The organism is Herbidospora sp. NBRC 101105 (assembly GCF_030269205.1).
Classification (GTDB): Bacteria; Actinomycetota; Actinomycetes; order Streptosporangiales; family Streptosporangiaceae; genus Herbidospora; species Herbidospora solisilvae.
The window spans coordinates 21800-43176 of record NZ_BSSX01000009.1 but is presented as its reverse complement, the minus strand read 5'-3'; the positions used below and the strand labels follow the sequence as shown (position 1 = coordinate 43176).

The following is a 21377-nucleotide window of genomic DNA, read 5'->3' as shown; positions in this document are numbered from 1 at the left end:
CGGGAGTAAAGGGAGGTCAGCCTTCCGGCATGGGGTCGTAGCCCAGGTCGTCGAGGATCGGCTGCGGAGCCTCGCCCGCCGCCGACGGCGCCGGGGCCGCCTCGGAGTGGGCGCCGCAACCGTGGTCGGCGGCGACGACCTTACCGTCGTCGGGGGCGAACTCGTTGGCGCACACACCGAAGCCCAGGCGCAGCGCGCCGGCGAGGGGCCAGTAGAAACCACAGGTGGAGCACTGGGCGGGGGCCGCCGCCGCGAGCGGGGAGTCGGGGCCGGATTCGCCGCTGTGCCAGCGGTTGACCGCCAGGTCGCGGCCGATGGCCGACAACACCCGAGCCCGGCCCAGACCGTATTCGAACAACATCTGGTGGTCGGTCTCGGCGTCGGGGTCGGTCTCGGCGGTGAAGCCGGGCGCGAGCCTGTCGTCGTCGGCCTCGGCCGGCAGCAGGTCGCCGGGCCCCAGGTCGCCGGGGCGCAGGCGGCGGCTCCACGGCACCCAGGTCGGCGCCAGCAGGGCGCCCTTGCCGGGCAGCAGCACGGTTTCACTGACGGTGACGGACTTCGCACGCGAAGCACGGGCCACTGTGATCGCCCAGCGCCAGCCCTCGTATGCTCGATCGAGGCAGGCGAAGTAGTGGGTGACCACCCGGTCACCCTCCGCGTCGAACCCCAGATGTTCGCCGACCTCGCCCGGCCTGGCGATCTCCTCGGCCGCGGAACGAGCCAGGTCGACGGCGGCGGCGCAGGCCTGGTCAGCGACGGGGGTTCTCACGCGGGTACGGCTCACACTCCATTTTCACCTACCTGAGGAGCGATTTTCACCCTCCTCCAGAGCGGACAGCACCCAAGTGCGTCGGTAAGACTGGAAATTCGACACGAGAGGAGCGGATGGGGTGGCGGGTGCCTGGGGCAAGGTCCGTGACGCGGGCCGCGCGATCATGTCCGCGACCGCACGAACGGGCCGGTCGATCGGCCGCGGCGCCGCCGGTGTCGGGCGGGCCAGCCGTCGGCTGACCCACGCGAAGGGCGCCGACCGCACCGGCCTCGGCCGCCTCATCGAGGTCACCGCGGTGCACAGCGCGGGCGACGCGTTCATCACGGTCTCGCTGGCCGGGGCGCTGTTCTTCGGCATGCCCGTCGGCCAGGCGCGCGGCCAGGTGGCCCTCTATCTGCTGGTGACGATGGTGCCCTTCACCGTCGTCGCCCCCTTCGTCGGCCCGGTGCTCGACCGTTTCCGGTCGGGCCGCCGCTACGTCATCGCCGGAACCCTGTTCGCACGCGGCCTGCTCTGCTGGGGCATGGCCTCCAGCGTCGTCTACGGCGACACGCTCTCGCTCTTCCCGGCGGCCCTGGCGGTGCTGGTGTTGTCGAAGGCCTACAACGTGTCCCGGGCGGCGATCATGCCGAGCGTGTTGCCGGCCGACATAGGGCTGGTCACCGCCAACGCCCGGGTCGCCCTGTTCGCGCTGGTCGCCGCAGGCGGCGCGGCCGGTCTGGGGGCCGGCCTGGTGGCCTGGCTGGGCGCCGAGTGGGTGCTGCGGATCGCGATGGTGCTCTTCCTGGTGGCGGGGGTGGTGGCGATAAGGCTGCCGCGCCACGTCGACTCCCCCGACGAGGAGGAGACGGCGAAGCCGCCGGGCGTGCGCGCTCTGCTGAACGTCGGGCCGATCGTGGCCGAATCGATGCGGGCCAACGCGGCGATCCGCATCCAGGCCGGGTTCCTGGTCTTCTTCCTGCTCTTCCTCGTCCAGGACGAGCACCTGCCGGGCCTGGCCCCGGAGATCACACTCGGCCTGCTCGCCGCGGCCGCCGGGGGCGGCGGGCTGTTCGGCGCGGCCGTGGCGTCGTGGGTGAAGTCCTACTCGCCGCAGCTCATCGTGTTGTCGACGCTGGCGTTGACCACGATCACCACGGTCGTGACGGCCTTCTTCTTCAGTCTGTGGACGGCCGTCGCGGTCGCCCTCATCGGCGCGTTCGCCCAGGGTCTGGGCAAGCTGGCGCTCGACGCGATCGTCCAGCGGGAGATCGGCGAGGAGGTCAGGTCGTCGACCTTCGGGGTGGTCGAGGCGCTGCTCCAGATCGCCTGGGTGTTCGGCGGCCTGATCGGCCTGACGTTGTCGCTCTTCGCCCAGGGCACGGCCGGGCTGGCGGTGATGGCGACCCTGCTGGCGGTCTCGCTGGTCTGGCTGCTGGTCATGCGCCGTCAGCGGAAGGTCATGAGCGCGTCGACCGCGGTCACGGTGCCATTGCGGCCGGTGGCTCAGCCACCGGCCGCGACGGGGGACACGAAACCGCTGACAAATCCCTTTTAGGCGTCAATGTCGTCGGCAATTGCGCGAATCACGGTCGCGACCTTCTTCGCGTGGGCGGGTTCGGGGAGTTTGCCCTTCTGGTAGGACGAGGTCGACAGTTCGTCGAGCAACTTGATCAGGTCTTCGACGATGACGACCATTTCGTCGGGCTTTTTGCGCTTCCCCTTCGGCCGCGGCGCCTTCGCCAGGGTCGGAGGCTGCTCCAGCACCCTGACCGACAGCGCCTGCTGGCCGCGCCGCCCCTCGGCGACCCCGAACTCGACTTTCTGGCCGGGCTTGAGGGCTTCCACGCCTTTGGGCAGCGCGGATGAATGCACGAAGACCTCACCGCCGTCGTCACGGGTGAGGAAACCGAAACCCTTGGTTTCGTCGTACCACTTGACCTTGCCGCTGGGCACAGGAGTGACCTCGTTCAAACTGTCGTGGAAGGGAATGGATGTAGGTTATGCCCACTAGGGCTCCGGGGTGACCGCCGAAAGCCCGTCAAATTACGCGGGAATCGACGCCCGGGCGGTGTACCAGGAGACGAACTCGGCGAGGTCGGCGACGACCACGTCGGCGCCCCGCTCGGCCAGTTGCGCGGGGGTGCAGCCGCCCGTCGCGACGGCCACGCTGACCGCCCCGCCGGCGCGGGCCGCCTCGACGTCGGCCACGTGGTCGCCCACGTAGACCGCCGCCCCGAAGGCGGCGATGGCGGCGCCCTTGTCGACGCCGAAGACCGACCCGGCGATCTCGTCGACGTCGAGCCCGAGGGCGTCGACCGTGCGCCGGGCGTCGAGCGCGTTCTTCCCGGTGACCACGATGATCCGGCCCCCGGCGGCGCGCACGGCCGCGAGCGCCTCGTGGGCGCCGGGCATGGCGACGGTGGCGGGCAGCGCGATGCCCGGGTAGAGGGAGCGGTAGAGCGCCACCGCGGCCGGGATCTCGTCGGCCGGCAGCCACTGGGCCAGCTCGTCTTCCAGCGGCCAGCCGATGCGCGACACCGCGACGTCGATGTCGATGGGGGTGCTGAGCGACGGCACCAGCGCCTCGTAGACGGCCGCGATCGCCGCGCGTGTGTCGGCGAGCGTCAGGTCGAGGTCGAAACCGACGTTGATCCCCATGCTGTGCACGGATCAAGGATGCCAAAGCGCGCGATCCGCCGCGAAGTGGATCTTCCTTTTATAGCTGGGCGGTCTACGCTGTCCCTCGCGGGAGGTACAGATGAGCACACGGGGTCGCATCATCGAGGAGGCGCTACGGCTGTTCGCCGAGCGCGGCTACAACGCGACCTCGGTGGCCGAGATCGAGGCCGCCGCCGGCCTGTCCCCCGGCGCGGGCGGCCTCTACCGGCACTTCAAGTCCAAGTACGAGGTCCTCGCCGCCGCCGTCGCCGACCGGGCGTCCCGGAACGAGATAACCCTCGACGTCGCCCAGACCGAGCCCATCGAGATCCGGCTGGCCGCGATGTGCCGCGCGGGCCTCGGCAAGATGGACGAGGAGCGCATGCTCGCCCAGGTCTTCTTCCGCGACCTGTCGCAGTTCCCCGACCTGGTCGCCGTGGTCACCGCGGGCCTGCTGCAGCCCATGTTCGACGCGCTCACCGAGTGGTTCGCCTGCCAGCCCGAATACCTCGACGCCCAGGTCGACTGGGCCGGGGTCGGCTCGGTGCTGGGCGGCTCGATCATCAACTACCGGCTGATCGAGTACACCACCGGAGAGGCCCCCGGCCGGGTGGCCACCGACCGGTTCGTGTCGGCCTGGATCAGGCTGGCGCTCGGCCTGCTACCGCCGGGCGTGTGTGGAGACGGGTGGGTCGAAGAGCCGGTAGAGCAACCACGTGAGCCCGGCGGCGGTGCCGATGATGAACGCGATGCCGGCGACCTCGTTGAAGCGCGCTAGCAGCCCCGCGACGGACGTCCGGTCGGGCCCGGTCAGTGCGAGGATCCCCCCGCCGAAGATCCAGGCCAGCGCGGGCGCGCCCAGCCCGGCCAGCCGGTCGGGCATGTTCCACCCCTGACACGACAACGTGACGACCGCCCCCACGGCCCACACGATCCCCGGCACCGGGAAGATCACCACCGCCGGGAACCGGATCGGCACCAGCAACGCGGCCAGCGCGAGCAGCGCCAGCGCCGCGACCTCCCGGGGATGCCCGTGGAAGATCGACCACGCGTCGGGCGTCGGCCGCCGTTTCCACCGCGGCACCAACCGGCCACCTTGATCTCCCGCTCTCCAGACCCGGCGCGTGGAACTGATCACGATCGGCTGCGGCAACGCCGACCGAGGCGCCCCAGACGGCGAAGGACCCGGGGAGCCTGATCGCGGTTGCCCTGCGCCCGGCCCCCCTGAACGCGACAGGCCCGATCCCCCTGAACCCGGTCGGCCCGAGCGGAGGCCGGGGCCCGGGGGGAACGTTCGGCGCAGGGCGCTCATCGGGCGGGTCTGCTGGGCTGGGGGTTCCACGGGGGGTTCGCCGCGTAAGCGGCGGACCTCGCGTTCGACCATGTCCTCCGGGCTGCCGAAACGGGCCAGGAGGCGGGCGACCGATTTGGGGTTCTCGTCGCCTTTGCGCTCCTGGTCGACCCGTTCGCGTACCCGCCGGACGTAATCGAGGCGTTCCTCGGGGCGCATCCGGCCGTGGGCGGCGTCGGCCACCCGGCTCACGAATTCCAGCACGAGCTGGTCGGCTCGCTCGATCACTCCGTCATAGTGCCCCAGCGGGGCAGTCCATGCATGCTCCTACGATGGAAAGGATGAGCGAGGGGTTCACGGAGTGGCTGCGCAGCCGGAGCGACGAGCAACTGCGCCTCCTCGCCATGTCCCGGCCTGAGCTGATCACCCCGGTTCCGGCGAACGTGCCGGGTCTGGCGGCGAGAGCCGCGACCCCGTCGGCGATCGGCCGGGCCCTCGACCGGCTCGACGGCTTCACCCTCGCGGTGGCCGAGACCCTGGTCGTCTACCCGCCCGGCGAGTTGTCGGCGGCGATCCACCGCGCCACCGGGAACGCGCCCGGCACCGACGAGGCGATCGGCCGGGCGCTGACCACGCTGACCGAGATGGCCCTGGTCGACGGCGAGCACCGGCTCGCCCCAGGCGTACAGGAGGCGCTCGACCCGCCCGCCGGGCTCGGCCAGCCGGCGGCCCGGGTGTTCCGCCACGACGAGCGTGCGATCACGCTGGCCGATCCCCGTGCCGTCCGCGAGCTGATCGCGCAGGTCGGGCCGCAGGCCAGGGCGGCGCTCGACGAGCTGGCCTGGGGGCCGCCGTCGGGGCGGGTGCCCAACGCCCGGCGCGAGGTGTCGGTCGAGACGGCCCAGTCGCCCATCGAGCAACTGCTGGCCCGGGGCCTGCTGGGCGCGATCGGCGACGAGACCGTGACGCTGCCGCGCGAGGTCGGGCTGGTGCTCCGCGACGGCCGGCTCCACCGCGACCTGTCGCCGGTCCCGCCGCCGCTGGAGGGCGCCACCCGCCGCGCCGACCTCGCCTCGCGCACCGCCGCCGGTCAGGCCTTCACCTTCGTACGGTCGGTCGAGGAGCTCTGCGAGATCTGGGGCGTCGACCCGCCGGGGGTGCTGCGCACGGGCGGCCTGGCGATCCGTGACCTGCGGCGCGCGGCCCAGCAGCTCGACGTGCCCGAATGGACGGCCGCCCTGGTCATCGAGGTCGCCCACGCCGCCGGGCTGATCGCGGCCGGCGGCCCGGCCGACGCCGAGTGGTTGCCGACGCTCGCCTACGACCTCTGGCGGGCCCGCCAGACCGAAGACCGCTGGGAGACCGTCGCGCGGGCCTGGCTGACCCTCGAACGGGTGCCGGGCCTGGCGGGCGCCCGCGACGACCGCGACCGGCTGCTCAACGTGCTCCACCCCGACCTACGCAGGGGGGCCGCGGCCGAGATCCGCCGCCGGGTCCTGACGGTCGTGGCCGCGACCGAGCTCGCGCCGTCGCAGGAGTCGGTGCTGGCCCGGCTGACCTGGGAACGCCCCCGCCGCAGAGGCGCCCACCTGGCCCGGCTGACCGAGTTCGCCCTGCGCGAGGCCGAGGTCATGGGCCTGACCGGGCTCGGGGTCATGTCGCCCCACGGCAGGGCGGTCCTCACCGGCGTCAAGGCGGCCGACCTGCTCGCGCCGCTGCTGCCCGAACCGGTCGACCACGTGGTGCTCCAGGCCGACCTGACCGCCGTCGCCCCCGGCCCGCTGACCGGCGAGCTCGACCGGTGGCTGGGGCTGGCGGCCGACGTCGAGTCGAAGGGCGGCGCGACCGTCTACCGGTTCGCCGAGGGCTCGATCCGGCGGGTGCTCGACGCCGGGCAGAGCGCCGAGGAGATCCTGGCGATGCTGGCCCGCCACTCGACCACGCCGGTGCCGCAGCCGCTGGCCTACCTGGTGACCGACGTGGCCCGGCGGCACGGCCGGCTGCGGGTCGGGTCGGCGTCGTCCTATCTGCGCTGCGACGACCCGGCGGTGGTCGACGAACTGCTGGCCGACCGGCGGGCCGGGGTGTTGCGGATGCGGCGGCTGGCGCCGACCGTGCTGGTGTCCAAGGCGTCGCGGGCGACCCTCCTCGACTCGCTGCGCTCGATGGGCTACGCCCCGGTGGCCGAGTCGCTCGAAGGCGACGTGCTGATCACCCGCGCCGACGCGCGACGTACCGAGGCGCAGCCGGTCCGGCAGGTCAACGGGCTGCTCGCGCCCGAGGCCGAGGTGGTGACGGCGGCGATCCGGGCCCTGCGGGCCGGTGACCACGCGCTGTTGTCGCGGCCGGTCCCGGTGGGCGAGCCGGACGGCGCGGTCCCCCGCACCCCGGCGACGGCGACGATCTCGGCGCTCCAGGAGGCCATCAAGCAGGGCTCCCGGGTTTGGATCGGTTACCTAGACTCACAAGGTCAGGCCACGAGCCGGATCCTCGAACCCGCGAGGATAGAGGGTGGCTACCTGACGGCGTACGACGAGACGAGGGCGGCCATCCACCGCTTCGTACTCCACCGGATCACCGGCGTCGCCGACGTCAACTGATTAGGGGGCTCCACCCGTGAACGACGGGCCGCTCATCGTCCAGTCCGACAAGACCCTGCTGCTGGAAGTCGACCACGAGCGCGCCGACGAGTGCCGACGGGCCATCGCGCCGTTCGCCGAGCTCGAGCGCGCGCCCGAGCACGTCCACACCTACCGCGTCACCCCGCTCGCCCTCTGGAACGCGCGGGCCGCCGGGCACGACGCCGAGCAGGTGATCGACGCCCTCATCGGGTTCAGCCGCTACCCCGTCCCCCACGCGCTGCTGGTCGACGTCGCCGAGACGATGGCCCGCTACGGGCGGCTGCGCCTGGAGAAGCACCCCGTCCACGGGCTCGTGCTGACCAGCAACGACCGGGCGGTGCTCGAAGAGGTGCTGCGCGCCAAGAAGGTGCAGCCGATGGTCGGCGAGCGGCTCGACGGCGACTCGGTGGCCGTCCACCCGAGCGAGCGCGGCAACATCAAGCAGCTCCTGCTGAAGCTCGGCTGGCCCGCCGAAGACCTGGCCGGCTACGTCGACGGCGAGGCCCACCCGATCGCCCTGACCGAAGAGGGCTGGTCGCTGCGGCCCTACCAGAAGGAGGCCGCCGACGCGTTCTGGCACGGCGGCTCCGGCGTGGTCGTGCTGCCCTGCGGCGCGGGCAAGACGATCGTCGGCGCGGCGGCCATGGCCCACGCGCAGGCGACCACGCTGATCCTTGTCACGAACACGGTGAGCGTCCACCAGTGGAAGACCGAACTGATCAAACGCACCAGCCTCACCGAAGACGAGATCGGCGAGTACACCGGGACCAAGAAGGAGATCCGCCCGGTCACCATCGCGACCTACCAGGTGATGACGTCCAAGCGCGGCGGCGTCTACCGCCATCTGGAGCTGTTCGACGCGCGCGACTGGGGTCTGGTCGTGTACGACGAGGTCCACCTCCTGCCCGCCCCCATCTTCCGGATGACCGCCGACCTCCAGGCACGCCGCCGGGTGGGCCTGACGGCCACGCTGGTGCGCGAAGACGGCCGCGAGGGCGACGTGTTCTCCCTCATCGGCCCGAAGCGCTACGACGCGCCCTGGAAGGAGATGGAGAACCAGGGCTACATCGCCCCGGCCGACTGCGTCGAGGTGCGGGTGACGCTGCGCGACGACGAGCGGCTCGCCTACGCGATGGCCGACACCGACGAGCGCTACCGGTTCGCCGCCACGACGCCGTCGAAGCTGCGGGTCACCGAGGCGCTGGTGAAGAAGCACGCCGGGGAGCAGATCCTGGTCATCGGCCAGTACATCGACCAGCTCGACGAACTCGGCGAGCACCTGAACGCGCCGGTCATCAAGGGCGAGACCAAGGTGAAGGAGCGCGAGCGGCTGTTCCAGGCCTTCCGCGACAAGGAGTTGCAGGTCCTCGTCGTGTCGAAGGTGGCGAACTTCTCCATCGACCTGCCGGAGGCGGCGGTCGCCATCCAGGTGTCGGGCACGTTCGGGTCGCGCCAGGAGGAGGCGCAGCGCCTCGGCCGGGTGTTGCGGCCGAAGGCCGACGGCGGGGGCGCCCGGTTCTACTCCATCGTCAGCCGCGACACCGTCGACCAGGACTTCGCCGCCCACCGGCAGCGTTTCCTGGCCGAACAGGGCTACGCCTACCAGATCATCGACGCCGACGACGTCTTGGCGTAAATAAAAGACCCGGCGGGCAACTCCCGCCGGGTCCACTTAGAAAACATACTTAAGTCCACGAAATTCCGTCGGCCCGAGACAACCGCATCACCCCCTCGTGCCTTGGCCCCCACAGCCAAAGATGGCATCAACGCCCAGGTTCGGGCATACCCCCATTGTCCTGGGCAATCACCTGATTTGCCGCGCTTTTCTAGGGCTTTTCCCATACCGATTGATTAAGACTTCGGAGGGTATTCGCGAGATTACTGCGCGACCAGACCTCCGACGAATAGTACGCCTTCCGCGCCCATCCATGCGGCGATTGCGTACACGAGAAGACGGGCGCGCCATGTCAGCCACGCGCCGATCGTGAGCGCCGTCGCGACGACCGCGAACAACGAGGAGACGGCCGTCACGAGGGCCATGCGGCCGCCGCAGTCGTCGGCCGGTTCGCCGCTGGCGCAGAACGCCTCCAGTCCCCAGCCCGCGTACACGGAAAGACCCCAGAGCGCGGCGAGCAGCACCATGACGGCGGCGGGCAGCGCGGGCGGGAGCGGGATCGGGCCACGGAACACCTCTGCTGCCCTACCCAGCCACGACGCGAGTCAGTCGGCCCATAAACCTTTTGGCCTGGCCCGGAGGGCCGACTAAGCTGGCCGGTTCGCCCACCCGAACCACTCCGGCAGGAGGCACTCCGTCATGCCCCAGCACACCCTCGCCCCCGACATACCCCCGGCCGACGACCTCGCGGACGAACGGCGGCACCTCGACGAGTCGCGGGCGGCCCTGCGCGCCATGCGGGAGCACGCGCAGTCGTTGTCGTCGGACATGGCCGGAGACTGGGTCTCCCAGCAGGTGCTCCAGGGTCTGCTCGACCAGCGCGTCGCGGCCCTCGCCGACCATCCCGACACCCCGCTGTTCTTCGGCCGCCTCGATCGCACCGGCGCCGACGACCTCCCGCCGGTGCTGTACGTCGGCCGCCGGCACGTCCACGACGGCGGCGGCCGGGCGCTCGTCATCGACTGGCGCGCGCCCGTCTCGCGGGCGTTCTACCAGGCCAGCCCGGCCGAGCCGATGGGCGTCGACCGGCGCCGCCGGTTCGGCTACCAGGGCGGCGAGCTCACCGCGTTCGAAGACGAGGACCTGGCCCACGGCGGCGACCTCGGCCCCTCGCGCATCCTGACCGACGAGATCGAGCGCCCGCGCACCGGCCCGATGCGCGACATCGTCGCGACGATCCAGCCCGACCAGGACGAGATCGTGCGCGCCGACCTCGGCGTGACCGTGTGCGTGCAGGGGGCGCCGGGCACGGGGAAGACGGCGGTGGGTCTGCACCGCGCGGCTTATCTGCTGTTCACCCATCGCGAGAAATTGTCTCGCGCCGGTGTCATGATCGTGGGCCCTAACCGCGCGTTCCTCTCCTACATCTCCTCGGTGCTGCCCGCGCTCGGCGAGGTGAAGGTCGACCAGACGACCGTGGCGGGCATCCTCGGGGGCCACGCCCACCCCGAGGACCCGGCGGTGTCGGCGGTCAAGGGCGACGCGCGGATGGCCCGGGTGCTGAAGCGCGCGTTGTGGCTCCACGTGGTGAAGCCGGTCGAGGGGGTGCTGGTCACCAAGGGGGCCAACCGCTACCGCGTGGCCGACTACGAGGTGCGCGAGATCGTGGCGTCGTTGCGGGGCACCGTCCGCTACAACCCCGGGCGGGCGACGCTGGCGCAACGGCTGGCCCACCAGGTGCTCGTCCAGATGGAACGGCGCGGGGAGTCCCCCGACGACCGGGTGCAGGACGCGGTGGCGCGCTCGAAGCCGGTCAAGGCCGTCGTCGACCAGGTCTGGCCGAAGCTCGTGCCGGAGCAGGTGCTCTTCCGGCTGCTGTCCGACCCGGAGTTCCTGGCCAAAGCGGCCAAGGACGACCTGACGCCCGAGGAGCAGCAGGCGCTTCTTTGGACGAGGCCCTACAAGTCCCACAGGAGCACGAAGTGGAGCGGCGCCGACGGAGCGCTGCTCGACGAGCTGGCCGACCTGATGGACCGCACCCCCTCCCACGGCCACCTGGTGGTCGATGAGGCGCAGGACCTGTCGGAGATGCAGCTGCGCGCGCTCGGCCGCCGCTGCCGGACCGGTTCCGCGACCATCCTCGGCGACCTCGCGCAGGGCACCACGCCGTGGTCGGCGCGCTCGTGGCACGCCGTGCTGAAGCATCTCGGCTTCGCCGAGGGTCTGGTGACGGAGCTGACCCTCGGTTTCCGCGTGCCGCGCGAGGTGCTCGACTACGCCGCCCGCCTGCTCCCCGGCATCGCCCCCGAACTGGCCGCGCCGCGCTCGCTGCGCCCCGGTGCGGGATCCCTGAGGCTGGTGGAGACCTCCGATGTCATCGCAGCGGTGAGAGACGCCGTGAGCGGCGCGGGCGAGGGTTCGGTGGGCGTCATCGTCCGCGACGCCGACGCGGAGAGCTTCGCGACCGCCCTCGGCGCCCCGGTCCTGGGCCCCGACGGCGACGGGTCGAGGGTGCTCGTCGTCCCGGCGGGCCTGGCCAAGGGTCTGGAGTACGACCACGTCGTGGTGGCCGAACCGGCCGACATCGTCGACGCCGAGCCGAGGGGCATGGCCCGCCTCTACGTCGTCCTGACCCGAGCGGTCACCACCCTGACCGTGGTGCACGCCAAGCCGCTCCCGGAGGCCCTGTGACCCCCGCTGTGATCCGCACGGCCACGCTCGCCGACGTCGAGGCGATCCTGACGTTCTGGGTGACCAGCGCCGAGGGCACCGACCGGCGCGACGACCCCGCGAAGGTGGCCGCGCTCATCGAGCGCGACCCCGAGGCCCTGCTCGTGTACGAACTCGACGGCGCCGTCGCCGGCACGGTCATCGCCGGCTGGGACGGCTGGCGCGCCCACCTCTACCGGCTCGCGGTCGCGCCCGAGCACCGCCGCAAGGGCGTCGCCCGGCAGCTCATCGCCGCCGCCGAGGAGCGCTTCAAGGCGTTCGGCGCCTTCCGCGTCGACGCGATGGTCCTGCACGACAACACCGACGCCCACCCCGCCTGGGCGGCGACCGGATACGTCTTGCAGGAACAGTGGGGCCGCTGGGTGAGGCACTTCTGAAACAGAAGAAGGCGGCCCCTCAACGGGGACCGCCTCATCTGTTTAGCGGGATGGACTTAGAAGTCCATGTCCCCGCCGCCGGGCATGCCGCCGCCCGCGGGAGCCGGGTTCTTCTCCGGCTTCTCGGCGATGACGGCTTCGGTGGTGAGGAACAGGGCCGCGATCGAAGCGGCGTTCTGCAGCGCGGAGCGCGTCACCTTCGCCGGGTCGATGATGCCCGAGTCGAACATGTTGACGTACTCGCCGGTCGCGGCGTTGAGGCCCTCACCCGGGGTCAGGTTGCGGACCTTCTCCACCACGACGCCGCCCTCGAGGCCGGCGTTGACGGCGATCTGCTTCAGGGGCTCCTCGAGCGCCTTCTTCACGATCGCGGCGCCGGTCGCCTCGTCGCCCGACAGCTCCAGCTTGTCGAACGCCTTGGCCGAGGCCTGCAGCAGGGCCACGCCACCGCCGGGGACGATGCCCTCTTCGACGGCCGCCTTCGCGTTGCGGACGGCGTCTTCGATGCGGTGCTTGCGCTCCTTGAGCTCGACCTCGGTGGCCGCGCCCGCCTTGATGACGGCGACGCCGCCGGCGAGCTTGGCGAGGCGCTCCTGGAGCTTCTCGCGGTCGTAGTCGGAGTCGGTGTTGTCGATCTCGGCGCGGATCTGGTTGACCCGGCCCGCGATCGCCTCGGCGTCACCGGCGCCGTCGACGATGGTGGTCTCGTCCTTGGTGACGACGACCTTGCGGGCGCGGCCGAGCTGGTCGAGCGTGGTCGACTCGAGCTTGAGGCCGATCTCCTCGGAGATGACCTGGCCGCCGGCCAGCGTGGCGATGTCGCCCAGCATGGCCTTGCGGCGGTCGCCGAAGCCGGGGGCCTTGACGGCCACCGAGCGGAACAGACCGCGGATCTTGTTCACGACCAGGGTCGCCAGGGCCTCGCCCTCGACGTCCTCGGCGATGATCAGGAGCGGCTTGCCGGCCTGCACGACCTTGTCGAGCAGCGGCAGCAGGTCCTTGTTGGCGGAGATCTTCGAGTTGACGACGAGGATGTAGGGGTCCTCCAGGACCGCCTCCATGCGCTCGGGGTCGGTCACGAAGTAACCCGAGTTGTAGCCCTTGTCGAAGCGCATACCTTCGGTGAGCTCGAGCTCGAGCCCGAAGGCGTTGCTCTCCTCGACGGTGATGACGCCTTCCTTGCCGACCTTGTCCATCGCCTCGGCGATGAGCTCGCCGATCTCGACGTCGCCGGCGGAGATCGAGGCGGTGGAGGCGATCTGCTCCTTGGTCTCGACGTCCTTCGCGAGCTTCGAAAGCTCCTCGCTGACGCGCTCGACGGCGGCCTCGATGCCCTTCTTCAGGGACATCGGGTTGGCGCCGGCGGCGACGTTGCGCAGGCCCTCGCGCACCAGCGCCTGGGCGAGCACGGTGGCGGTGGTGGTGCCGTCACCCGCGACGTCGTCGGTCTTCTTCGCGACTTCCTTGACGAGCTCGGCCCCGATCTTCTCCCACGGGTCTTCGAGCTCGATCTCCTTGGCGATCGAGACACCGTCGTTGGTGATGGTGGGGGCGCCCCACTTCTTCTCCAGCACGACGTTGCGGCCCTTGGGGCCGAGGGTCACCTTGACGGCGTCGGCGAGCTGGTTCATGCCGCGCTCGAGACCGCGCCGGGCGTCCTCGTCAAACGCGATCATCTTGGCTGCCATAAGGCTGGACCTCCCAGTAGAGGGTGGCTTCGAAAAAGAGGGACCGAGCCGACGCCCGCGACGGCAAGGCCCGCACACCCTTGGCAGGCCCCATCGCCTCGATCCGTATTGGTTGGCACTCCCGGCCGGGGAGTGCCAACCAACTGTTTAGCACTCTACCCACGCGAGTGCAAGCCGGAGCACGAGAGGGGCAGGTCAGGCGACCTCGGGCAGCAGAAACCCGGCCCGCAGGCTGCGGGCCGGGTTCCAGGTCGCTGGGGTGGGTGGGGTTGGGGATACAGCCGAACCCTTCTCAACCGCTCACGCGGGAGTGGCCGAAAAGGTTCGCGGTCGAGGGGATCAGACGGTCCGGACAGCCTCCGCCTGCGGGCCCTTCTGTCCCTGCGTGATGTCGAACTCCACACGCTGGCCCTGCTCGAGGGCCTTGTAGCCGTCCATCATGATTGCCGAGTAATGGACGAAAACGTCCTTACCACCGTCTACCGCGATGAAGCCGTAGCCCTTGTCCGCGTTAAACCATTTGACGGTGCCCTGCGCCACTTTCCGACTCCTCTTGCTGGGCCTGGCAACGGACCCGCCCATTCCACCGCTGGTCCGTGACCTTTCGCGCCGTTCTCCCCGGCTACGTCGATCGTTCTCGACCATACACATGGCAAGGCGTGGGACAACAGAGTCAATCGGCCCCTGACTCGTTGTCGTTCGCCCAAAGCATGACGGCTTCTTTTTCGGTTAGAGATTGGTTGGTTGAGAATTGCACCATATGCCATAGCACTCATTAAGCTTCGATAACGATAGAAGTGCAGGTAAACATAGAAACACCCACGCACTGTAGGAGTACGTGGGTGCGGGAAAGGCTGCGGAAGGTCACCCTCCGGCTACGGCCGGGATCACCGAAATCTGCACGCCGTCCGGGGTTGGAGTGTCCAAACCTTCGGAGAATCGGACGTCCTCTTCCCCGACGTACACGTTGACAAAACGCCGCACCTTGCCCGATTCGTCGAGGATCCTGGCACCGATGCCGGGGTAGTCGGCGTCCAGTTTCTCGAACACCTCGCGCAGCGTCGCCCCTTCGCCGGCGACCTCGGAGGCACCTCCGGTGTAGGTCCGGAGAATCGTCGGAATCCGCACAGAAACACTCATTGTTGACTCTCCTTAACGAACCGTTAGTTCAGTTGGCGAAAGCGGTGCGGAAGGCGTCCAGAGACGGACGGATGACCGCCGTCGGGCGGGCCTCCGACTGGACGGCGTCGAGGGTCTTGAGCCCCTCGCCCGTGTTGAGGACCACCGTGGTGGCGTCGGGGTCGATCACCCCGGCCTCCGTGAGCTTGCGCAGCACGCCGACCGTCACGCCGCCCGCGGTCTCGGCGAACACGCCCTCGGTGCGGGCCAGCAGGCGGATCGCGGCGACGATCTCGGGGTCGGTGACGTCCTCCACGGCGCCGCCGGTCCGCCGGGCGATGTCGAGCACGTAGGGCCCGTCGGCGGGGTTGCCGATGGCCAGCGACTTGGCGATCGTGTCGGGCTTCACGGGGCGGACGACGTCGTGCCCGGCCTTGTAGGCGGCCGACACCGGCGAGCACCCGGCGGCCTGCGCGCCGAAGATCTTGTAGGGGGTGTCCTCGACGAGGCCGAGCGCGATGAGCTCCTTGAAGCCCTTGTCGATCTTGGTGAGCTGGGAGCCCGAGGCGATCGGGATGATGATCTGGTCGGGGATGCGCCAGCCGAGCTGCTCGGCGATCTCGTACGCCAGGGTCTTGGAGCCCTCGGCGTAGTAGGGCCGCAGGTTCACGTTGACAAAGCCCCACTTCTCGCCCAGCGGGTCGCCGATGAGCTCGGAGCAGAAGCGGTTGACCTCGTCGTAGGTGCCCTCGATGCCGACGAGCCTGCCGCCGTACACACTGGCGACGACGATCTTGGCCTCTTCGAGGTTCGACGGGATGAACACGCACGAGTCGAGCCCGGCCCGCGCGGCGGCGGCGCCGACGGCGCCGGCCAGGTTCCCGGTCGAGGAGCAGGAAAGCGTTGTGAACCCGAAGTTACGGGCCGCCTCAACGGCGATCGACACCACGCGGTCCTTGAACGAGTGGGTCGGGTTGCCCGAGTCGTCCTTCACGTAGAGGTCGCGCAGCCCGAGCTCGGCGCCGAGGTTCCCGGCGCGGTGGAGCTTGGTCCAGCCGGGCTGGAGGTTGGGCTTGTCGGCGACGTTCGCCGGCACGGGCAGCAGCGCCCGGTAACGCCAGATGTTGGCCGGACCGGCGGCGATGTCCTCGCGGCTGACGGTCCCGAAGTCGTACGCCACCTCAAGTGGCCCGAAACAGTCCTGACAGGCGAAGATCGGGCCGAGGTCGTAACGGGCGCCACACTCGCGGCAGGAGAGGGCGACGGCGGGTCCGAAGTCGTGGTTGAGCGCCATGAAGCGAGGCCTTTCCCTCATCTTCGCCTGCGACCGCCTTGATCACAGGCCGGAATTGGCACCTGTTCCGACCGGCCTCGCCACGTAGCGAGTTGAGTCGGAAGGGTTGCCGGGGCTTCGCAGGGCCGGTCCCTCCACCCCTCTGGATGAGCAAATATTCAGTTGTCCTGAAAACTGTACCCTGGGCTCCTCAGAGTCCGAATCGGTGTCTCATCTTCCGAGATATCCGTCGCCGAGCGAGGCCTGGATGTGCTTCCTGGCCTGGTGGATGCGGCTCTTGGCGGTGCCGAGCGGGATGCCGAGCTGCGCGGCGATGTCGGAGTAGTCGAGCTGCACGATGTCGCAGAGCACCAGCGCGCGGGCCAGGTCGGGCTTCTCGGCCTCCAGCGCCTCGATGGCGTCGAGCAGGTCGAGCCGGGCGCCGGCGATCACGCTGACCCGGTGGGGGTCGGGCCGCTGCTCGGCCAGTTCGTCGCTCGACTGCTCGGCCGCGCGCCGCTTGAGCGTGCGGTAGGTGGTGCGGGCGCAGTTGGCGGTCACGATGTGGAGCCAGGTGGAGAACCGGGAGCGCCCCTCGAAGCGGCCGATGTTGCGGGCCACGGCGAGCAGGGTGTCCTGACAGGCCTCTTCGGCGTCCTGGCGGTAGGGAAGCAGGCGTTCGCAGTGGCGCAGCACGTCGGGTTCGACGCGGCGCAGCAGCTCACCGAGGGCGACGTGGTCGCCGGTGGCGGCGGTGCGGGCCAGTTCCTCGGTGGTCTCGTCAAGCGGCATTGACTGCCCCGATTCTTCGGCGGCCGGGGGTTTCCTGACATCCTATTGCCGACGACATCTTTTCTTAGTCCTCCGGCCATCTGGGGTGTGCCCACCGTGAGTTCAACGCTGATCGCCTCCAACCGCGGGCCCGTCTCGTTCATCCTCTCGGATGACGGCGCGCTGACGATGCGGAGAGGCGGCGGCGGGCTGGTGTCCGGATTGTCAGAGGTCGCCCGGGGCGACGACCATCTGTGGGTCTGCGCCGCGCTCACCGACGGCGACCGCAGCGCGGTCCGGCTCGCCCCCGAGGGCCGCATCGACCGCGCGGGTTACGACACCGGTCCGGTACGCATGCTCGACATCCCCCCGGCCGTCTTCCACCGGGCCTACAACGCGGTCGCCAACTCCACCCTGTGGTTCGTCGGCCACCTGCTCTACAACACCCCGTTCGCGCCCACCTTCGACACCCGGTTCCACCGCGAGTGGGAGTCCTACCGCGAGTACAACGGCGCGTTCGCGCTGGCCCTGGCCGAAGAGGCGGCCCACGGCGCGAAGGTGATGATCCAGGACTACCACCTGACGCTGGCCCCGGCGATGCTCCGGGTCGACCGGCCCGACCTGCGGGTGGCCCACTTCTCCCACACGCCGTGGGCGCCGCCCGAGTACTTCTCGCTGCTGCCCGACGGCATCGCGGCCGAGATCCTCCAGGGCGTCCTGGGCGCCGACCACGCCGGGTTCCTCACCGAGCGGTGGGCGGCGGCGTTCATGGACTGCTGCGAGGCGGTGCTCGACGCCCGGGTCGACCGGGCCGCCAAGACGGTGGAGTTCGAGGGCCGCCTCACCCGGATCGGGGTGCACGCCCTGGGCGTCGACGGCGACGCGCTGGTGGCCCGCGCCTTCGAGCCCGACGTCGAGTCCCACATGCTGGCCATAAAGGAGCAGGTCGGCGACCGGCGGCTGATCGTGCGCATCGACCGCACCGAGTTGTCCAAGAACATCGTCCGCGGCATGCTCGCCTACCGCGAGTTCCTGGCCGAGCATCCCGAGTGGCACGGCAAGGTCGTGCACCTGGCCTTCGCCTATCCCTCGCGCCACGACCTGCCCGAATACCGCGAGTACACCGCGGCCGTGCAGCGCTGCGCCAAGGAGATCGAAGACGAGTACGCCACCGACGACTGGGATCCCCTGATCCTCAACATGCAGGACGACTATCCGCGCTCGCTGGCCGCCTACCGCATGGCCGACGTGCTGCTGGTGAACCCGATCCGCGACGGCATGAACCTGGTCGCCAAAGAGGGCCCGATCCTGTCGCCGCGCTGCGTGCTGGTGCTCTCGCGCGAGGCGGGCGCGGCGGCCGAACTCGGCGCCGACTCGCTGCTGGTCAATCCCTACGACGTCTCGGGCACCGCCGCCGCCCTGCACGAGGGCCTGGTCATGCCGGACAAGGAACGGGTCGAACGCTGCACGCGCCTGCGCCGGGCGGCCACCGCGTTGCCTCCGGAGCGCTGGTTCGCCGACCAGTTGGCCGCCCTGACGTGACGTTGTACGGTTTCCCCATATAACGATCCATATCGGGGGAAATGCCGGTGTCCACGCCTGCGATCACGTTCACGAGGGACCGGCCGACCTGGTTCGTCTACCTGATGCTGGCGACCTTCTCCACCTACCTCTACGGCCTCTCCTCCGCGCTTCCCACGCTCCGCGCCGAACTCGGCGTCACGCAGGCGGTCGCCGGGCTCCACGGCACCGGCATGGCCGTCGGCAGCATCCTCACCGGCCTGGCGCTGCCCTGGCTGACCCGCCGCCACGGCCGGCGCGCCGCCGTCTGGATCGGGATCGGCGGCATGAACGCCGGCATGCTCCTGGTGGGCGTCGGCCAGACTCTGCCGTTCACCCTGGCCGGCTACACCATCGCCAGCGGCTTCGCCGCCATCGCCCTGTACGTCTCCATGGCCGCCCTCAGCGACCACCACGGCCCGGCCGGAGCCGCGTCGATCAGCGAGGCCAACGCGGTCGGCGTGCTCGCGGGCATCCCGGCGACCTACGCGTTCAGCCTGCTGGCCGAGTCGGTGCTCGGCTGGCGGGCGGCCATGTTCATCCCGGTCGTGCTCACCGCCGTGCTCGCGTTCACGATGGGCCGCAGCTGGTTCCCCGAGGCCCCGGCCGAGCACGCGGCGGCCCGGACGAACAAGCCCTTCAGCTGGCGTTTCCACTTCGCCGGCGCGGTCCTGCTCTGCTGCGTGGCCGTCGAGTTCACCTTCAACCTCTTCGCCGCCGAATTGTTCTCCCAGCGGACCGGCCTGACCCTGGCCGAGGCGGCCACCGGCCTGACCGCCATGCTCTGCGGCATCGCCGCCGGACGCTTCGGCGGCGCCGCCCTCACCCTGCGCTACCCGGTCTGGCAGGTCTTCCTCGGCACCATGGCCGTCTCGCTGGCCGGCTGGGCCATCTTCTGGTCGACGACCGTCGTGGCCGTCGGCTACGTGGGCCTGGCGATCAGCGGCGCCGGGATCGGCATGCTGTTCCCGCTGGGCCTGACCCGGATGATCGAGACCTCGGGCGGCCGGCCCGACCAGGCCAGCGGGATCGCGTCGGTGTGGGCGGGGGTGGGCTCGGGCACCGGTCCGTTCGTGCTCGGCGCGCTCGGCGACGCCTTCGGCACCCACGCGGCGTTCCTGCTGGCCCCCGCGCTGCTCGGCCTCGCGGCCGGCGGCCTGCTCAGTTCCAGGTCGACGTTCTGAGGATGGTCGCCAGGCCCGGCGTCTTCCACTGGTCGACGATCAGGATCTTGGACGTCGGCAGGTACCACTCCCGCTGGGTGAAGCCGCCCGCGTAGTCGTACTTGGGCGGGCCGTACATGCAGCTGCCCTTCCACTCGCGGTAGTGGGCGTTGTGACCGGCGCCGACGAGCCGGTAGCCCTTGACGGCGGGCTTGGTCTTGAACGAGCCCATCCACAACCTCTTGTCGTAGACGCAGGGGCCGACGTCGGTGGCCGGGCTGTAGGGGCGGCTCGGCTCGTAGGCGTTGAAGGTCTCGTGGCCGACCCTGATCGCGGCCGGGCCGAACACCCAGAAGCTGCGGCATCCGGAGTCGCGGTAGCCGAAGTTCCTGGTGCCCACGGTCGGGCACGAGCCGGTGACCACGCGCGTGTAGTCCTTGGCGACCTTGTAGACCTTCCAGGTCGCCGGGATCTTGACGGTGAGGCCGTTGCGCAGGTGGACCGACTTGGTGCCGGGAGCGGCGGCGGCCGGGGAGGGGACGAGAGCCGCCAGGATCAGGCCGGCGGCGGCCGCCGCCAGGGTTCTGGAGATCATGGCGCCGACGCTACTGCTCGCGGCTTGCGATCGACTTGAGAAGCTGTTCGAGGAACGCCACGACGCCGTCGGGCCCGTCGACCACGACGTCGGCCTGTTCGGCCAGCGCGGTCACCTCGGCGGAGCCGGAGCAGACCCGCACCCCCGGGATGTTCACCGAGGCGACCGCCTCGAAGGCGGCCAGGTCACCCAGGTCGTCGCCGACGAACATGACCGAGCGGGCCCGCTCGGCGATGAGCAGCTCCTTGAGCGCCTTGCCCTTGTCGACGCCGGGGCCGCGCAGCTCCAGCACCTTGCGGCCGGGCTCGACGACCAGCCCGTTGGCGGCGGCCAGCTCGGCGAGCGGCCCGCGAAGGGCCTCCAGCGCCGCGTCGGGATCGGGGCAGCTCCGGGTGTGGACGGCCAGCGCCCGCCCCTTGTCCTCGATCGTCACGCCCTCGTGGCCCGACAGCAGACCGGGCAGCTCGGCGCGGATCGTGGTCAGCCCGGCGGGCGGCGGCGGCGAGGTGATCTCCCCGCCCTCCCAGCGCTCGATGCCGTACTGCCCCAGGATGACCAGGCCGGGGACCTCGACCAGATCGGGGCCGTCGGGGGTGTCGCCCAGGGCGAGCGCGGTGCCGGGCGGGCGGCCGGTGACCACCGCGATGCGGCGCACCACCTCGGCCAGCCGGATCAGCGCGGCGGGCGCGCCGGGGTGGATCCAGGCGGCGGAGGGGTCGGCGACGATCGGGGACAGGGTGCCGTCGAAGTCGAGGCCGATGACGGCGCCGCCCGGGTCGTTCACCATCGCCTCAAGACCGGCCCGGCCGCTCTCGGTCCGGACGTCCGGCATGTCCCCCACGTTTCGCCCCTTTCGTCGCGCGACGGTCACTCTGTCAATCGCAGGTTAACGCGATCTGAACTCAGACCGACCGGCCACGTCCGCGGCGGCGGGCGTCGCGGCGTTCGCGCAGGCGGTTGACGAGCGCCGGATCGGCGGCCACTGCCTCGGGGCGGTCGATCAGGCCGGCGAGCACCTGGTAGTAGCGGGTGGTGGACATGCCGAAGGTGTCTTTGATCGCCTGTTCCTTCGCGCCCGGGTGACGCCACCAGCCGGCCTCGAACGCGAGGATGTCCCTGTCTTGAGGGGAGAGACCGTCCACACGGGCAATGTTAACTGTCG

Annotated in this window: 21 protein-coding genes and 1 riboswitch; of the genes, 8 read left to right on the top strand and 13 right to left on the bottom strand. The window is 70.6% G+C overall.

The window, feature by feature from the left end:
- Positions 1–16: 16 nt before the first annotated feature.
- Positions 17–784, bottom strand: a complete 768-nt coding sequence (locus tag QSK34_RS32645; protein WP_161483472.1) for a DUF3027 domain-containing protein — start codon at positions 782–784, stop codon at positions 17–19.
- Between the two features lie 106 nt (positions 785–890).
- Between QSK34_RS32645 and QSK34_RS32640 the strand changes: the two genes are divergently transcribed.
- On the top strand, positions 891–2309 hold the full coding sequence (locus tag QSK34_RS32640) for an MFS transporter (protein WP_285589898.1): 1419 nt from the start codon (positions 891–893) through the stop codon (positions 2307–2309).
- Here the strand turns inward: QSK34_RS32640 and QSK34_RS32635 are convergent.
- Together QSK34_RS32635 and QSK34_RS32630 are read right to left on the bottom strand one after the other, a co-directional pair.
- Positions 2306–2707, bottom strand: a complete 402-nt coding sequence (locus QSK34_RS32635) for a cold-shock protein (protein ID WP_030452159.1) — start codon at positions 2705–2707, stop codon at positions 2306–2308. The two genes, QSK34_RS32640 and QSK34_RS32635, sit on opposite strands and share 4 nt — an antisense overlap.
- Positions 2708–2797: 90 nt before the next feature.
- Entirely contained in the window at positions 2798–3412 is a 615-nt protein-coding gene (locus QSK34_RS32630; protein ID WP_285590632.1) for an HAD family hydrolase, read from the bottom strand.
- Positions 3413–3512: 100 nt separating this feature from the next.
- Between QSK34_RS32630 and QSK34_RS32625 the strand changes: the two genes are divergently transcribed.
- Positions 3513–4190, top strand: coding sequence for a TetR/AcrR family transcriptional regulator (locus QSK34_RS32625; RefSeq protein ID WP_285589896.1), 678 nt, complete (start codon positions 3513–3515; stop codon positions 4188–4190).
- Here QSK34_RS32625 and QSK34_RS32620 read toward each other — a convergent pair.
- Positions 4074–4991, bottom strand: a complete 918-nt coding sequence (locus QSK34_RS32620; RefSeq protein ID WP_285589895.1) for a hypothetical protein — start codon at positions 4989–4991, stop codon at positions 4074–4076. The genes QSK34_RS32625 and QSK34_RS32620 overlap by 117 nt on opposite strands.
- Positions 4992–5044: 53 nt before the next feature.
- Between QSK34_RS32620 and QSK34_RS32615 the strand changes: the two genes are divergently transcribed.
- Together QSK34_RS32615 and QSK34_RS32610 are read left to right on the top strand one after the other, a co-directional pair.
- Positions 5045–7303 (top strand): helicase-associated domain-containing protein, encoded by a 2259-nt coding sequence (locus QSK34_RS32615; protein WP_285589892.1) that lies wholly within the window; start codon positions 5045–5047, stop codon positions 7301–7303.
- Between the two features lie 16 nt (positions 7304–7319).
- A complete protein-coding gene (locus QSK34_RS32610; RefSeq protein WP_030452163.1) occupies positions 7320–8960 on the top strand; it encodes a DNA repair helicase XPB in 1641 nt (546 codons plus the stop codon).
- A gap of 242 nt (positions 8961–9202) precedes the next feature.
- Here the strand turns inward: QSK34_RS32610 and QSK34_RS32605 are convergent, their stop codons facing one another.
- Positions 9203–9514 (bottom strand): hypothetical protein, encoded by a 312-nt coding sequence (locus tag QSK34_RS32605; RefSeq protein WP_062346243.1) that lies wholly within the window; start codon positions 9512–9514, stop codon positions 9203–9205.
- Positions 9515–9638: 124 nt separating this feature from the next.
- Between QSK34_RS32605 and QSK34_RS32600 the strand changes: the two genes are divergently transcribed.
- Together QSK34_RS32600 and QSK34_RS32595 are read left to right on the top strand one after the other, a co-directional pair.
- Positions 9639–11630 carry a HelD family protein gene (locus QSK34_RS32600; RefSeq protein ID WP_285589888.1) on the top strand — a complete coding sequence of 664 codons (1992 nt, stop codon included), beginning with the start codon at positions 9639–9641 and terminating at the stop codon, positions 11628–11630.
- A complete protein-coding gene (locus QSK34_RS32595; RefSeq protein WP_285589887.1) occupies positions 11627–12046 on the top strand; it encodes a GNAT family N-acetyltransferase in 420 nt (139 codons plus the stop codon). The genes QSK34_RS32600 and QSK34_RS32595 overlap by 4 nt, the downstream gene beginning before the upstream one ends.
- A gap of 56 nt (positions 12047–12102) precedes the next feature.
- Here QSK34_RS32595 and groL read toward each other — a convergent pair whose 3' ends face one another.
- From groL to QSK34_RS32570, 5 genes are all read right to left on the bottom strand, one after another.
- Positions 12103–13734 (bottom strand): chaperonin GroEL, encoded by a 1632-nt coding sequence (gene groL / locus QSK34_RS32590; protein ID WP_030452167.1) that lies wholly within the window; start codon positions 13732–13734, stop codon positions 12103–12105.
- Between the two features lie 339 nt (positions 13735–14073).
- The gene (locus tag QSK34_RS32585; RefSeq protein WP_030452168.1) at positions 14074–14274 is read right to left on the bottom strand and encodes a cold-shock protein; all 201 of its coding nucleotides are present in this window, start codon (positions 14272–14274) and stop codon (positions 14074–14076) included.
- 324 nt (positions 14275–14598) lie between these two features.
- Positions 14599–14874 (bottom strand): MoaD/ThiS family protein, encoded by a 276-nt coding sequence (locus QSK34_RS32580; RefSeq protein ID WP_161483465.1) that lies wholly within the window; start codon positions 14872–14874, stop codon positions 14599–14601.
- A gap of 28 nt (positions 14875–14902) precedes the next feature.
- The gene (gene thrC, locus QSK34_RS32575) at positions 14903–16147 is read right to left on the bottom strand and encodes a threonine synthase (protein ID WP_285589883.1); all 1245 of its coding nucleotides are present in this window, start codon (positions 16145–16147) and stop codon (positions 14903–14905) included.
- Positions 16148–16161: 14 nt separating this feature from the next.
- Positions 16162–16300, bottom strand: a riboswitch (SAM riboswitch).
- A 57-nt stretch (positions 16301–16357) separates the two neighbouring features.
- Positions 16358–16918 (bottom strand): RNA polymerase sigma factor, encoded by a 561-nt coding sequence (locus QSK34_RS32570; protein ID WP_030452171.1) that lies wholly within the window; start codon positions 16916–16918, stop codon positions 16358–16360.
- 96 nt (positions 16919–17014) lie between these two features.
- Between QSK34_RS32570 and QSK34_RS32565 the strand changes: the two genes are divergently transcribed.
- Positions 17015–18439, top strand: coding sequence for an alpha,alpha-trehalose-phosphate synthase (UDP-forming) (locus tag QSK34_RS32565; RefSeq protein WP_161483463.1), 1425 nt, complete (start codon positions 17015–17017; stop codon positions 18437–18439).
- A 47-nt stretch (positions 18440–18486) separates the two neighbouring features.
- A complete protein-coding gene (locus QSK34_RS32560; RefSeq protein WP_285589876.1) occupies positions 18487–19641 on the top strand; it encodes an MFS transporter in 1155 nt (384 codons plus the stop codon).
- On the opposite strand, the gene QSK34_RS32555 is transcribed toward QSK34_RS32560, so the two are convergent.
- The 3 genes from QSK34_RS32555 to QSK34_RS32545 form a co-directional block, all read right to left on the bottom strand.
- Positions 19619–20215: a hypothetical protein gene (locus tag QSK34_RS32555; protein ID WP_285589873.1), complete on the bottom strand. Its 597-nt coding sequence runs from the start codon at positions 20213–20215 to the stop codon at positions 19619–19621. The genes QSK34_RS32560 and QSK34_RS32555 overlap by 23 nt on opposite strands.
- Before the next feature lie 10 nt (positions 20216–20225).
- The gene (gene otsB / locus QSK34_RS32550; protein WP_161483460.1) at positions 20226–21047 is read right to left on the bottom strand and encodes a trehalose-phosphatase; all 822 of its coding nucleotides are present in this window, start codon (positions 21045–21047) and stop codon (positions 20226–20228) included.
- Positions 21048–21117: 70 nt separating this feature from the next.
- Positions 21118–21357 (bottom strand): DUF3263 domain-containing protein, encoded by a 240-nt coding sequence (locus QSK34_RS32545; protein ID WP_502875557.1) that lies wholly within the window; start codon positions 21355–21357, stop codon positions 21118–21120.
- Positions 21358–21377: the final 20 nt, after the last annotated feature.

Bases quoted from the DNA above. Each gene is read 5' to 3' on its own strand.
- QSK34_RS32615 (WP_285589892.1), top strand. From the start codon at position 5,045: ATGAGCGAGGGGTTCACGGAGTGGCTGCGCAGCCGGAGCGACGAGCAA.
- QSK34_RS32630 (WP_285590632.1), bottom strand. From the start codon at position 3,412: ATGGGGATCAACGTCGGTTTCGACCTCGACCTGACGCTCGCCGACACA.
- groL (WP_030452167.1), bottom strand. From the start codon at position 13,734: ATGGCAGCCAAGATGATCGCGTTTGACGAGGACGCCCGGCGCGGTCTC.
- otsB (WP_161483460.1), bottom strand. From the start codon at position 21,047: ATGCCGGACGTCCGGACCGAGAGCGGCCGGGCCGGTCTTGAGGCGATG.
- QSK34_RS32555 (WP_285589873.1), bottom strand. From the start codon at position 20,215: ATGATCTCCAGAACCCTGGCGGCGGCCGCCGCCGGCCTGATCCTGGCG.
- QSK34_RS32600 (WP_285589888.1), top strand. From the start codon at position 9,639: ATGCCCCAGCACACCCTCGCCCCCGACATACCCCCGGCCGACGACCTC.
- QSK34_RS32625 (WP_285589896.1), top strand. From the start codon at position 3,513: ATGAGCACACGGGGTCGCATCATCGAGGAGGCGCTACGGCTGTTCGCC.
- QSK34_RS32570 (WP_030452171.1), bottom strand. From the start codon at position 16,918: ATGCCGCTTGACGAGACCACCGAGGAACTGGCCCGCACCGCCGCCACC.
- QSK34_RS32580 (WP_161483465.1), bottom strand. From the start codon at position 14,874: ATGAGTGTTTCTGTGCGGATTCCGACGATTCTCCGGACCTACACCGGA.
- thrC (WP_285589883.1), bottom strand. From the start codon at position 16,147: ATGGCGCTCAACCACGACTTCGGACCCGCCGTCGCCCTCTCCTGCCGC.